The sequence below is a fragment of the Streptomyces sp. NPDC057654 genome, from assembly GCF_042800135.1.
In the GTDB taxonomy this organism is placed as follows: Bacteria; Actinomycetota; Actinomycetes; order Streptomycetales; family Streptomycetaceae; genus Streptomyces.
In genome coordinates, this window is record NZ_JBHVHQ010000205.1 from 1 (window position 1) to 11,362 (window position 11,362).

At 72.3% G+C, this 11,362-nt stretch carries 16 protein-coding genes and 1 pseudogene; 1 reads left to right on the top strand and 16 read right to left on the bottom strand.

The features are described from left to right. Window positions 1–220: helix-turn-helix domain-containing protein (locus ACFU99_RS17585; RefSeq protein WP_384392495.1), on the bottom strand; the 220-nt coding region annotated here is incomplete at its 3' end. 323 nt (window positions 221–543) lie between these two features. On the opposite strand from ACFU99_RS17585, the gene ACFU99_RS17590 reads away from it, so the two are divergent. Continuing rightward, window positions 544–1,311: an endonuclease domain-containing protein gene (locus ACFU99_RS17590; RefSeq protein WP_384392463.1), complete on the top strand. Its 768-nt coding sequence runs from the start codon at window positions 544–546 to the stop codon at window positions 1,309–1,311. 135 nt (window positions 1,312–1,446) lie between these two features. Here the strand turns inward: ACFU99_RS17590 and ACFU99_RS17595 are convergent, their stop codons facing one another. From ACFU99_RS17595 to ACFU99_RS17665, 15 genes and pseudogenes are all read right to left on the bottom strand, one after another. After that, the gene (locus ACFU99_RS17595; protein WP_384392465.1) at window positions 1,447–2,991 is read right to left on the bottom strand and encodes a YfjI family protein; all 1,545 of its coding nucleotides are present in this window, start codon (window positions 2,989–2,991) and stop codon (window positions 1,447–1,449) included. Next, on the bottom strand, window positions 2,988–3,185 hold the full coding sequence (locus ACFU99_RS17600) for a hypothetical protein (protein ID WP_384392467.1): 198 nt from the start codon (window positions 3,183–3,185) through the stop codon (window positions 2,988–2,990). The genes ACFU99_RS17595 and ACFU99_RS17600 overlap by 4 nt, the downstream gene beginning before the upstream one ends. A 272-nt stretch (window positions 3,186–3,457) precedes the next feature. Beyond that, entirely contained in the window at window positions 3,458–4,408 is a 951-nt protein-coding gene (locus ACFU99_RS17605; protein WP_384392469.1) for a bifunctional DNA primase/polymerase, read from the bottom strand. A gap of 82 nt (window positions 4,409–4,490) precedes the next feature. Beyond that, window positions 4,491–4,661, bottom strand: a complete 171-nt coding sequence (locus ACFU99_RS17610; protein WP_384392498.1) for a hypothetical protein — start codon at window positions 4,659–4,661, stop codon at window positions 4,491–4,493. Between the two features lie 23 nt (window positions 4,662–4,684). Continuing rightward, window positions 4,685–5,299: a hypothetical protein gene (locus ACFU99_RS17615; protein ID WP_384392500.1), complete on the bottom strand. Its 615-nt coding sequence runs from the start codon at window positions 5,297–5,299 to the stop codon at window positions 4,685–4,687. Next, window positions 5,250–5,681: pseudogene (locus tag ACFU99_RS17620) on the bottom strand (DNA cytosine methyltransferase); the annotation flags it as partial. The gene ACFU99_RS17615 and the pseudogene ACFU99_RS17620, both read right to left, overlap by 50 nt. Before the next feature lie 106 nt (window positions 5,682–5,787). Beyond that, entirely contained in the window at window positions 5,788–6,075 is a 288-nt protein-coding gene (locus tag ACFU99_RS17625; protein ID WP_384392472.1) for a hypothetical protein, read from the bottom strand. Between the two features lie 23 nt (window positions 6,076–6,098). Beyond that, the gene (locus tag ACFU99_RS17630; protein ID WP_384392475.1) at window positions 6,099–6,422 is read right to left on the bottom strand and encodes a hypothetical protein; all 324 of its coding nucleotides are present in this window, start codon (window positions 6,420–6,422) and stop codon (window positions 6,099–6,101) included. Then, window positions 6,419–7,198 (bottom strand): exonuclease domain-containing protein, encoded by a 780-nt coding sequence (locus ACFU99_RS17635; RefSeq protein WP_384392478.1) that lies wholly within the window; start codon window positions 7,196–7,198, stop codon window positions 6,419–6,421. The genes ACFU99_RS17630 and ACFU99_RS17635 overlap by 4 nt, the downstream gene beginning before the upstream one ends. After that, window positions 7,195–7,374, bottom strand: a complete 180-nt coding sequence (locus tag ACFU99_RS17640) for a hypothetical protein (RefSeq protein WP_384392480.1) — start codon at window positions 7,372–7,374, stop codon at window positions 7,195–7,197. The genes ACFU99_RS17635 and ACFU99_RS17640 overlap by 4 nt, the downstream gene beginning before the upstream one ends. A gap of 26 nt (window positions 7,375–7,400) precedes the next feature. Further along, window positions 7,401–7,865 carry a MazG-like family protein gene (locus ACFU99_RS17645; RefSeq protein ID WP_384392482.1) on the bottom strand — a complete coding sequence of 155 codons (465 nt, stop codon included), beginning with the start codon at window positions 7,863–7,865 and terminating at the stop codon, window positions 7,401–7,403. Between the two features lie 104 nt (window positions 7,866–7,969). Next, window positions 7,970–8,467: an AAA family ATPase gene (locus ACFU99_RS17650; protein WP_384392484.1), complete on the bottom strand. Its 498-nt coding sequence runs from the start codon at window positions 8,465–8,467 to the stop codon at window positions 7,970–7,972. Next, window positions 8,464–9,030 carry a hypothetical protein gene (locus ACFU99_RS17655; protein WP_384392486.1) on the bottom strand — a complete coding sequence of 189 codons (567 nt, stop codon included), beginning with the start codon at window positions 9,028–9,030 and terminating at the stop codon, window positions 8,464–8,466. The genes ACFU99_RS17650 and ACFU99_RS17655 overlap by 4 nt, the downstream gene beginning before the upstream one ends. Window positions 9,031–9,039: 9 nt before the next feature. After that, the gene (locus ACFU99_RS17660) at window positions 9,040–9,234 is read right to left on the bottom strand and encodes a hypothetical protein (RefSeq protein WP_384392489.1); all 195 of its coding nucleotides are present in this window, start codon (window positions 9,232–9,234) and stop codon (window positions 9,040–9,042) included. 238 nt (window positions 9,235–9,472) lie between these two features. Then, window positions 9,473–11,362: hypothetical protein (locus ACFU99_RS17665; RefSeq protein WP_384392492.1), on the bottom strand; the 1,890-nt coding region annotated here is incomplete at its 5' end.

Genomic DNA, 11,362 nt, shown 5'->3' on the forward strand with positions numbered 1-11,362 from the left:
AGGCTGCGGTGTCTTCGGCCATCCGGTCGGCTGCCCAGCGGCGGACGGCAGTGGGGTCGTAGCGGATGTGGCGGCCGACGCGGAAGCCGGGCGGGCCGGTGCGTTTCTTGCGCCACTGATAGACGGTCTCCAGCGGCACGTCGAAGAGGCCGGCGACGTCTTCGGGGGTGAGGTAGCGGTCGGGGAGGCCGGCGCGGAGCAGAGCGAGGAGCTTCGCGATGTCGTCTCCGTCGAGTGCCGAGAGGTCAAGCGAATGGGGTGGGGCGCTCACAGCTCCTCCTTTTGGGGTGGGCGGGATCTGGCTCTCAGGCAGGGCGTGGTGCCGGAAACCCCGGTTTCGGAGACAGAACCCCGAAAACCCCCCGTACGGGCCCGTGACCTGCGCAAACGACCATGATCGCGCTAGTGAAAAAACCTCAAAAAACTCTGACAGAACCTCGGGGCGCCCCTCGTCGGCGCGGGTGATGCTGTGCGCCGTGCCGGTACCGCTGTGCTGCGGCGCGCGGGGTTCCCGGCCTGCGGTCCGCGTGCGACCGTGGTGGGGTGACGGGCCATCACGGGGTTCGCATCGTTGACGGGCGGGTGGTCACCGCGCCCGGGGTTGGGCCGGTGGCGCAGGCGTGGCTGCCGCTGGACGGACAGGTCGTCGTGAAGATCCCGCCTCTCAAGGGAAACTATCGCTGGCTGCACGAGACGGTGCGCATCCGGTCCCCGAAACTGCTCGGGGACCGGTGGGAGTTGCCGCGCAATTGCCTGGCGCGGCTGGTGACGGCGGCGATCGACCGGTACGGGTTCATCGTGCTCTGGCGGGACATGTCGAAGCTGTCGCGGTGTACGAGGGCGTGCTTGGAGGCGATGGGCGCAGAGTGCCACTGCTCGTGCCTGGGGGCACACCATGGCCAGGCGTCCGGGGGGTGGTTCGAGCGGGTCGGCGATGCGGTGGTGGCGGACCGTGGCGAGTACACCCGCACGGCGGTCGTCTACGGCGCGCGGGGCAGCAGCGCGGATGCCGTGATGTATGGCGGCGAGTTGTCGGGGGAGCAGTACCGGGTGGACCGCGCGGGGCGCCGGGGGTGGCCGCCGGCCGCGCGGTTCATGTGCGCGGGGTGCATGAGCGTGCGGGCGAGCGTGTGGGACCACTGCCACACGCACGGGTTCGTGCGCGCACCGCTGTGCAATCGCTGCAATACCCGCCATTGGAGCGGATGGCGGCCCGAACTTGGCCGGTCGGAGTGCAGTCGCAATCTCGATGACAGCTACTACGGCTGGTGCCCGGAGCGGGCCGACGGCCGGCGGGCATGCAGTGCGTAGCCCACTGCCCCCGCGTGCGCGCCCGAGGTTTTGTCGGAGTTTCCGGAGGTTTTGTCAGAGTGCGGATCATAGGTGTTTGTGCAGGTCAGCGGGGCGGGGGCGGGGTTTTGTCAGTTCTGTCAGCGGGGTGGGGGGTTATGCGTCGGGCCCCGCGAGGAGGCGGGGGTGGGTGTCGTAGCGGGGTTTGGGGGGCCGGCCGCCGCGGCTGGTGCGTGGGGGCTGGGGCTGCTGGCGGATCCAGCCGTGTTCTTCGAGGAGGAGCAGGGCGGGGTCCAGGTCGGCCATGGCGGGGAAGTCGGAGCGGGGCAGGGCCCGGTAGAGCTTGCGGGCGTTGAAGCCGGTGAGCCGGGTGTCTTTGAGGTACTGGTAGACGGTGCGGGCGGGGCTGTGGGCGGGGTCGGCGCTCATGGCGCCGAAGACGTCCAGGGCGTGGGCGGTGAAGTAGTCCCCCAGCCGGGTGGCGGCGTCCATCACGGGGGCATCGACGGGGCGTTGCCATCCGTCATCAAGGTGGGTGGCCAGGTGCAGGAGACCGGCGATGCGGGCGACCGCGCCGTCCCGTTTGGACGCCCATTTGGTGATGGGCGCGAGGGCCCCGCCCTTGCCCAGACCGGTCTCGGTGACTTCCTGGTAGGCCAGCAGCGTTTTGTCGGCGTCAGGGGTGAGCGCGAGTTCGGCGGGCTCGGTGCGGGCGGCCAGCGCGAGGGCCAGGCTGCCCAGGTGGCGGGCGTAGGCGGCGGTGACGTGCTCGGGGATGAGGTCGGGGGTCAGGTTGCGGTGCCCGACGAGGGACTGGGGCTTGGAGTACAGGAAGCGGGCGAGGAGACCGCGGCCGTCGGCGCCTTCGACGCGGCCGATGGCGTCGAGGACGTCCGGCTGGACGGCGATGCCCATCGTGACGGCGGGCCGGTCCACGCACTGGGCTTCGCGGCCCTGCCGGTTGACGCGGATCATGTCCCCGGCGTGCCCTTTGAGGAACATGCCCAGGTTGGGCTTGCTGCTGTAGCGGCCGGCCATGATGTCGAAGATGTCGCCCTCGGGCGACATCAGGCTGATCCGGCCGCCCTGCTGCTCCAGGGCGGTGGCGAGGTTCTCCGGCGTGATGTCGTCCGCGACCAGCTGCGGGATGTGGGGAACGGTGAGCTCCTCGGCTTCCTGGGCGAGGTGCACGGCATCGGCGGTGAGTGCCTCGCGCTGCTCCGGGTCTGCGGCGGCGGCCTTCTGCGCCGCCTTCTCCGCGGCCTTTTCCGCGAGGCGCAGCTTCGTTTCCGCTTCGGCTCGCAAGGGGCCGGACAGGTCCACCAGTGCCTTCTCCGCGGCCAGCAGGGGGCCGGTCATGAGGGAGAAGACCGCGCTCTTGCGGTTGCCCGGGTCGAGGGCGCACACGGTGTAGAGGTTCAGCGGCTCGCACCACTGGCCGCGGATGCGCACCGTCACGCGCCCGCCGGCGGTGGTGGCCAAGACCGCCAGCGCCAGGCACCCCGCCAGATCGACGGGGGTCTGGGTCTCCTCGGCGATCGCGGCGGTCATGTCCCGCAGCCACGGCGGCAGGGCATCGACGGGGAAGGCCGGGAGATCCTGGCAGGCCGTCAGGGGCACCGGTTCGTCCCACACGGGCCCGGCGATGTCCTCGGCTGTCAGCGGGTCGAAACCCGCCCACAGGTCATCGGACGCGGTCATGCCTCATTCCTCCTTCGCGCCCACAGGGCGGCCAGTTCGGCCGTCACGTGGGGGCAGCGGGTTTCGCGGTGTTCGGTCCAGTCGGCGACCAGTCGCTTCACGTCTGCCGCTCCGGTGGCGGTGGCTTCGAAGTCGCCGCAGCCGCAGCGGGCCGTCGCGGCGGGGGTGGTGGCGTAGCGGTGCGGATCCCACATGGCGCGAGGGTCCGGCGGCGCGCTGATGTACAGCCCGTAGAACGGGAGCTCCTGCGGGCTGTTCGGAGAGGTGGGCTGCGGGTCAGGGCGAAGTGCTGAAGGGACGCCCTGCCGGGCGGCGACCTTCGGCGCGCCACTGCCGGTGGCCGGGGCTGGTTCGGCGGACCTACGCCGGTCCGCAGCCGGGCTGCAAGAGGCTGTACCACTGCCGCCCGGGAGTGTTACAGCTTCTGTGAGCGTGGCGGTCTGCGGCGGGTTGCCGGGCCGGGCGCTCATGCTGCGACCTTCCGGGGCCGCCTGCTTCCGGCGCGCAGGCCGGAGGCGATGGTGCGGCGGGTCTCGCCTTCGCCCTGGCCGACCCGGTGGGCGGCGTCGGTGAGCCAGGCCGTCACGTCCGCCTCCGCGAGGGCCCCGCCGGCTGCGAGCTGGCCCAGGGCCACGGAGGCGAGGAACAGGGCGTTGTTGCGCTCCCCGGGCAGCGCGTCGGTGACGCGGGCGAGTTCGCCGTTGACGGCCGCCTCAAGCCACCGCGCGTGCCGGTCGTGCGGCAGCGTCACCTTGACCGGCTTCTGCGGGGGCAGGGGCGCGGGAGCGAGCAGGTCCAGCAGCCAGGCGGGCACCACGGGCAGCGGACCGTCCCGGACGACCTCGTATGCGCCGGAGGCCGTGGTACTGCCGGCGGCCACGACGTTGCCGCCCCACGCCCGGACGTCAATTTTCCTGGCGAGTCTGCCCGCGCTGCTGGCCACCCGGACACCGGCAGGTGCGGTGAAGTACAGATGGGACCCGCCCGACGGGGTGCGCACCGCGCGAGCGTCCGGCACGGCCTCCCCGGCGCGCTCGCACAGCGCGGCGAAGGCCACCGCGCCAGGCAGGGTTCCTTCGGGGTCGGTGTCCTTGGGCATGTCCAGGTCGATGACGACCAGGCCGGACGGGCCGGGCGCGAGGCCCACGTTGTAGGGGGCGTGGACCCACGCCTGTTCGATGCGCTGCGGGTCGGTGGTGGCGCGCTGTTCCCACTTGCGGTGCCCGCCGGCGCACACCCCGGTGAGCGGGCAGTGGTCTGCGCCGTGCAGGGCGGGCCGTTTCCCGCCCGGCACCAGCGGGTGGACGTACCACCCGCGGTCGGCGGCGGCCAGGGCGGCGGCGAGCAGTTCGACACGGTCGAGCGGCACGGCAGGGGGTTCGGGCCGGTCTGGCGGGACATTGGCAGGGTGGGTCATGCTGGACTCCCTGGCTCTCTGTGGAGTTGTGCTGGGGTGAGGGCGGCCCGGCTTTGGCGAGACGGGGCCGCCCTCGGTGCGTTCAGGCTGCGGCGTTGTCCGGGTCCGGGGCGGGGGTCGTTCCGGTCCGGTCGGCGAGGAGTCGCAGGGCGGCTTCGGCCTGTCGGGGGATGACGCCGTTGCCCAGGGCCTTGAGTTGGGCGTTGCGGCTCAGTCCGGGGACGGCGGTGACGTGGCCTGCGGGCAGGCCCATCAGCCATTCCACGAACGGCGGGGCTAGCCGGCCTTGCGTGTCGACCGCGCCGGGCGCGGGGCGGTCGAGGACGTGTTCCCAGCGGTGGATGGCGGGGGCGTAGGGGCCCCAATCCGGTGTGCCACCGCCGGAAGCGCCAGGTCCCCCTTCGATCCCCGCTGGTTCGGGCCGCCGTTGGTGCCGTCCGTCGCCCTCGGGGTGGGCAGGAGTGCTCCCCGCAGGGTCGGGTTCCCCCGCCCGTAGGTCGCGCTCTGCCGGTCCCCGCCGGCTGCCGTCGGCGTCGGCAGGAGCGGCAGCACCACCTGGGACAGGGGCGGCCGGAACCCTTCCGAGGCCCGGCGGCCGGGCGTCCCGGTGTCCGTCGCGCGGGGCGTCGGCAGGAGGGACACCGTCGTGCGCAGGTCCATCCCCCCGTCCCCGTGGGTCCCGGTTCCGTTGGTGTCCGAGGTGCGGGGCGTCGGGAGCAGGGCCGCCGCGTTCGGCAACTGCCCGTCGTAGCCCGCCCCCTTCCAGTCGCGGGCCGTCGGCGTCGGGAGCTGTGGCGAGGAGGAAGAGCCGTTTGCGTTGGTGGGGAGCGCCGACCTCGTCCGCGCGTACAAGGCACCAGTGAGCATCGAACCCGAGGTCGGCAAGGTCACTGAGGACGTCTCCGAATCCCAGTCGAAGGTGGTTCGCGACGTTTTCAAAGATCGCGTATCGGGGTCGTAGAACGCGAAGGGCACGGGCAATCCACGGCCAGAGGTGGCGGTCATCGGCGGTTCCCTTCCGGTGTCCGGCGGTGCTGAACGGCTGGCACGGATACCCGCCGCACACGATGTCGACCGGTTCGACCGTGGCGAAGTCGGCGGCGGTCAGGTCTCCGAGGTTGGGGACGTCGGGGTGGTGGTGGGCGAGGACGCGGGCCGCGCCGGGGTCGTTGTCGCAGACGAGATGACCGCCGAACACCTCGCGTACGGCGGCATCGAGACCGCCGTAACCGGTGCACAACGAACCGATGCGTAGCGGGGAAGGATCGGCCATGCTGGGTCCTCCAGTGCGTTGGCTCTCTGTGGAGTTGTGCTGGGGCGAGGGCGGCCCGGCTTTGCCGAGAGGGGGCCGCCCTCGGTGTTGGCGCGCGGGCTGGGACTCAGGGCCAGACGGTGGGGGCTTGGGGGTTGAGGTCGGGCCAGCCGGTGAGGAAGACGCTGACCTTGTCGGCGGGCACCTTGACGCCGTGTGCGTCCATCAGGAGCCGTACATAGTCGGTGTCCTCGAAGACGGCGGTGACCATGTCCCCGCTGCGGTCATCGGCGGCGAGCGCCAGCCCGTAGCCGGCCTCCGTGCGGTCGAGGTCCGCTCCCCAGCACAGTTCGCGGTAGGCGTCGGGGTCCATGGTGGCGGGGGTCGCGAGGGCCAGTTGATAGATGGCGAACATGCGGTCTCCTCGGTGAGTGCGGGTCAGGTGAGGGTGCCGCCGCCGTTCGGCTGGTGGCGGGCGCCGAGGTCGCGCAGCCAGTCGGGCCAGTACTGGGGCCAGTTGCGGTAGAAGACGATCGTGGACGTCCTCGGCAGGGGGAAGCGGGTGGTGCGGGGGCCGCGGCCCCAGCGGCACGGGCCGTGCACGTGGGCTTGGACGGGCCCGTCTTCGCCGGGGCGGTAGAAGAAGATGGCGGTCTGCGGGGTGACGAGGAGCTTGCGGCCCGAGTAGTCGAGCATCTCGGGCAAGCCCAGGTCGGCAACGAGGACGGGGATGCGCGCGAGGTCCGGGGGCATGTCGCTCATGAGGTCTCCTCAAGGGCCGTGTCCGGGCCCGGCTTCGGCTTCTGTTCCTCGTAGGGGAGGAGGGGCCACGCGGCGGGTACGACGGCCGCGCGGTCGGTGCGCCGCAGGTACTCCTGTAGTCCGGCGGCTTGCCGGGCGGCCCAGGTGGTCTGCTGCCGGTGCAGGTCGGCGGGCGGTGTGTTGCCGATGGCGGGGGTGTTGGCGGCGATGCGCCAGGCGACGCAGCAGGCGGCGAGTGCGGACCCGCCGTCGGCGAGCGCCCCGGGCGCGGGCAGGCGGTAGTGGGAGCAGAGCGCGGCCAGGGTGCGTTTTCCGCGCCGGTAGGGGTCGGTCTGCCGGTCGAGGACCTGCGGGTCGATGACGTGCAGCCGCCCCGCATCGAGGTCTTCGGCGAGCGGAGTGAGCCCGGCGCGTCGGGCTTCGCGGTCGAGGACGGTGAGGTGGAAGCGGGCGGCCATCGCGACGATCGGCACGCCGCCCGCGGCGACGCCGCTGAGGGCCTTGCGGACGACGTCGGCGACGTCGGCGACGGGGGCCGCGGTGCGGGCCTGTTCGGTGGTGATGCCGTGGACGGCGGTGGCCGCTTCGGGGATCTCTTCCCCGCCCGCGTCGGCCGTCCATACGGTGACCTCGGTGGGTTTCCCGCCGCCGCACCACACCAGGCAGGCGGCCACGATGCGCGCCGTCTCGGGGTCGGTGCCGGTGGTCTCCACGGCGAAGCCGCATAACGGCCCCGAGTGCCAGCCGGCCGCCGGGGTGTCGGGGGTGGGGGTCATGGCGTCTCCTCGTCATCGGTGCGGTGGTGAAGGCGGGCGGTGAGGTAGAGGCGGTGGCGCATGCCGTCGCGGGTCGGGTAGGCCCGCGGGGCGCCGCACTCGAAGACGTCGGCCAGGGCGGCGGTGATGCGGTCACGGTCGTCCGGGTCGCAGATGATGCGGATCTCGAAGGTCACGAAGGCCCTTCCGGGGTTGAGGCGGTTCAGTGATCGGGGTTGGGGTGGGCGGGGCAGGGGCCCTCCGCGTAGCCGTCGCAGGAGCACCACTCGGGCGGCCCGGCCGGACCCTCGATGAGCGGCGCTGCGGCCGTCAGCGCCTTGAGCCGGGCGCCGCGGCGGGTGAGGCAGTCCGCCATGTGCTGCTCGGGGGCGTCGGCGAAGCGGTGCAGGGCGACGGCCGCGGTGATGATGACGTCGCACAGTTCGTCCGCGACGTCGGCGGGGGTGTGGGTGGTGCCCTTGCGGGGGTTCTGGCCGACCGCGCCCAGGTACGCCTGGACGGTTTCGCCGACCTCCTCGGAGAGCTTCAGCAGCCGCATGGCCGTCTCCTCGCGCCCGGTCCCGTTGTGGGCGTCCAGCCAGCCCACGCAGCGGCGCACGTGCGGCCAGAAGGCCGCAACATCAGCAGACCGGCCAGCGGCCGGTGCGGTGGTCTGTGTACTGGTCACCGGTTCTCCTCTCCGGGGGCTGGGCGTCCGAGTGCGGCGCGGTAGAGGTCCTGAACGATCAGGAGGACGGCGCGCAGGTACGGGCGTAAGGACATGTCAGCCTCTCAGTGGGTGTCGGTGGTGGAGGCGTCGGTGAGGTGGACGGCGTCGAAGCCTTCCGTCCGGAGTTGGTCGGCGGTGGGCAGGCGGCGGTGTTGGTCGCGCAGGATGTCGCGGGGCACCGTGCGGGGCCGGGCAGTGTTGCGGGCTTCGCACACGGTCAGCGGCACGTCGAACAGGACCGCGTGTGCGGGGCGGTTCCAGTAGCGGGCGCGGGCGAGGAGTCCGGCGCGGTAGTGGGCGTGGACGGCGGTCGAGTCGACAACGGTCGTCAGGCCACGGGACAGGCGCGCGTCCAGTATCAGGGCCTGGATCTGGGCTGCGGTCGGGGTGGCGCTCTGGTCGGCCATGTCATCGGTGGCCGCCTCCCGGTAGGCATCGAGGCAGACCCGCCACGACAGTGGGTAGCGGGCGGCCAGCGTCGATTTGCCGGACGCCGCCGCCCCGACCAGTACGACCAGCGTGCCCGCCGCGAAGCGTATGGCCGGGTCGGTGCGGGTCATGGTCCCTCCACGTGGTTGATGGTGCCGTGGGCGCGGCCGAACAGGCCGTGGGCTTCGATGTGTTGGGTGATGTGGGTGGGTGCCGCGGCGTCGGTCATGCGGCGCCGTACGGCGCGTACGAGGGCGGCGCCGCAGATGCCGACGGCGGCGAGGAACCCGGCCCCCGCCCACAGCGTGCTGCTGAGCGCCGACAGGCCCGGCGCGGCCAGGGATACCCCGAACCCGGCGGCGGCCATGCCCCCGCCGATCGTCGGCGCGAGGAGCGCGGTGGCCTTCGCCCATGCCGGGATGGGTTGTGCGACGGGCACGGGGGGAGGCGGCGCGGCTCCTTGCCGGGGGGTGTAGGCGAGGGTGCGCATCCCGCCGGGCAGGGTGACGACTTCGATGCCGGGCGGGAGTTCGTGCATCGACAGGGGCATCTGGGCGGCGCGGTCGGCTTCTTCGGCACGGATGCGTGCCCACGCCTGCGCCACGTATGCGGGGTTGCCGGCGAGCTGGGCGGGGGTGGTGATCGGCGGCGGGCGGTCGGTGGGCGGGTGGTGCAGGAGTTCGGGGGGCGGCATGTCGGTCTCCTAGTTGCCGATGTGGGACAGGGCGGCGGCGGTGCTGTTCAGTGCGTCGCGGACGGTGGGGGCGATACCGGTCGAGGCGAGGAAGAAGCCGAGGAGAATGGCGGCCAGCGCGGACCCGATGCGCAGGGACCCGGTACGCAGCAGGACGGCCACGATCAGCGCGAAGACGAGCACGGCGGACACGGTGACGGGCATGGCAACTCCGTTACGTTGAGTGATGGTTGCGGTGTGGGGTGTGGGCCCCCCACGCGGAGCGAGGCAAGCCTCCGGAACCCCGCCCAGGGGGGCCGTTCCGGTGCTTGTGGGGGTCTCCCTGTGGGCCCACCACGCCAACACATGCAGGTCAGTGACCCCCACAGCCTGTGGGCCCCCCACAGCCTGTGGGGGGCAGGGCGTGGGGGGCTCTGTGGGCCCCCCACAGGAGCTCTTGCGGTTACTCTGTGTCGCGATTGGCGTAGCGGTTGATCGCGGATGCGAGGGTTTCGGCGAGGTAGCCGTACCGGGATTCGCTGTCGGCTCCGGCGCGAACGGTGCCCTTGCCGGGGCGTTCGACGCCCACCTCGCGGAGCAGCCGCCCGAGTTCGGTGCCGAGCAGAGTGGCTTCCATGCCGAGCCGGTCCGCGAGATCAGCGGTGTGCATGCGCCCGCCGGCGGCGGTGATGGCGTTGTGGGCGTCGGTGAGGAGTTGGGGGACGGGGTTGGGGCGGTCGGTGGGGCCGCCGGTCTGGCGGATGACGGTGCCGAACTGGGCGCGGATGACGTTGCTGCTACCCGCAGGCGGTTCCTGGCTGCTCGCGGCGGTCCCGGTGTCGGGTGCGGGGGTGTTGGTCGGGGTGCGGTCGGTGTTGAGGAGGGCGGTGAGGGCGTCGGCGCCGTACCGGCCGGCCGTGTCGGGTACGACGCTGCCGTCGGCGGCCTTCCGCAGGGAGGTGGCCGGGGCCGGAACAGCGGCCTGTTCGCCGGGGGCGGCCGGGTCGGTGGTGGTGATGGGGATGCCCTTGTCCGGGTCGGTCTTGGGGCGCAGGACTTCCAGTTCGGTGTAGGGGGTGGTGGCGGCGGCGAGTTTCTTGGCCGGGTAGAGCCGGGGCAGGATGCGGCCCCAGCGGGAGGCGTAGAAGCGGCCCGGCGCGGTATCCAGGAACGGGCCGTCGATGCTCGGGCGGCGCGCGGCGAGGTGGGGGCTGAGGGTTTTGATCTGCGCGCGGGTGATCCGGTACGCCTTGAAGGGCGTCGGGGGGGAGTCGGCGTCGTTCTCGTCGGGGGCGCTGAGGTACCCGCAGCCGGGGAACGGGATCGTCTTGGGGTCGAGGCGGCCGTTGCCGGAGGCGAAGAGGTGGTGGAGTTCTTCGGGGTCGGTGACGCGCATGCCGGCGCGGTTGCGGGACTGCTTCTTGATCGCGGGGGTGAGGACGTCGAGGGTGGCGCGCAGTCCGCACAGCAGGGTGCGGACGCGGGCGGCGCGGCCGGTGTCCACGACCGAATCCAGCTTGGCGAGGAGCTCCTTGGGCAGCTCCGCGACCTCGTCAACGACGATGAGGATCTCGGGGACCTGTGCCGAGATGGGGATCTTGTCATCGTTCACGTCGTCCATGAGGTCCTGGTAGGCGACCTTGCGGGCCGCGATGCCGGCGAGCGCGACATCGAGCATGATGTGCGCTTCTTCGACGGTGTTCGCGCTCCAGTCGATGAGGGGGACGCCGGCGGTGCCGTCCAGAGCCCAGGCGCGCAGCCACGGCAGGCTGATGCCGGCCCCGGTGATGTCGATGTGCCACACCACACCGTCATCGGTGCGCAGGGCCTGGGCGTTGGCGACGTTGATCGTGTTGGACTTGCCGGAGCCGATCTGGCCGACCAACAGGCCGCAGTCGTCCCGCAGCCGCATAACAGCCTTCACCGCGTCGGGGTGCAGGCCCAGAACGATCGGGTCGTTCATGCTGGTCACGTCGGTCTTGCCGGGGTAGAGCAGCTCCTTGGCCATCACGTCCACGGCGGTGACGCGGATCTGGATTTCGCCGTGGGCCATGCCGTCGGTGATCTCGACGCCGCCGCCGCGGGGCCGGCGCAGGGCGGCGGCGAGCTTGCGGGGGGCGTCGGAGGGGAGTTCGGGGGTGCCTTCGGGCATCTGGACGCGGACGGTGTAGCCGACACCCCCCTGCCAGGGCGAAACGCCGTCCACGGTGTGGCCTTCCAGGCGGAACAGGTCCGCCAGGCGCTGGTGCCATTCGCCGGCCTTGCCGTTCGCCCACCGCTGCAACCGGCGCTGGACGCGCCGGTCGGCGGCGCCGTCTTCGGCTTTGGCCAGGCCGCGGGCGAGGACCACGGC

What these genes read in the sequence shown, in the direction of transcription:
- ACFU99_RS17595 (WP_384392465.1), bottom strand. Translation starts at nt 2,991, where the DNA reads ATGACCGCGTCCGATGACCTGTGGGCGGGTTTCGACCCGCTGACAGCC.
- ACFU99_RS17600 (WP_384392467.1), bottom strand. Translation starts at nt 3,185, where the DNA reads ATGTGGGATCCGCACCGCTACGCCACCACCCCCGCCGCGACGGCCCGC.
- ACFU99_RS17605 (WP_384392469.1), bottom strand. Translation starts at nt 4,408, where the DNA reads ATGACCCACCCTGCCAATGTCCCGCCAGACCGGCCCGAACCCCCTGCC.
- ACFU99_RS17610 (WP_384392498.1), bottom strand. Translation starts at nt 4,661, where the DNA reads ATGGGCCTGCCCGCAGGCCACGTCACCGCCGTCCCCGGACTGAGCCGC.
- ACFU99_RS17625 (WP_384392472.1), bottom strand. Translation starts at nt 6,075, where the DNA reads ATGTTCGCCATCTATCAACTGGCCCTCGCGACCCCCGCCACCATGGAC.
- ACFU99_RS17630 (WP_384392475.1), bottom strand. Translation starts at nt 6,422, where the DNA reads ATGAGCGACATGCCCCCGGACCTCGCGCGCATCCCCGTCCTCGTTGCC.
- ACFU99_RS17635 (WP_384392478.1), bottom strand. Translation starts at nt 7,198, where the DNA reads ATGACCCCCACCCCCGACACCCCGGCGGCCGGCTGGCACTCGGGGCCG.
- ACFU99_RS17650 (WP_384392484.1), bottom strand. Translation starts at nt 8,467, where the DNA reads ATGACCCGCACCGACCCGGCCATACGCTTCGCGGCGGGCACGCTGGTC.
- ACFU99_RS17655 (WP_384392486.1), bottom strand. Translation starts at nt 9,030, where the DNA reads ATGCCGCCCCCCGAACTCCTGCACCACCCGCCCACCGACCGCCCGCCG.
- ACFU99_RS17660 (WP_384392489.1), bottom strand. Translation starts at nt 9,234, where the DNA reads ATGCCCGTCACCGTGTCCGCCGTGCTCGTCTTCGCGCTGATCGTGGCC.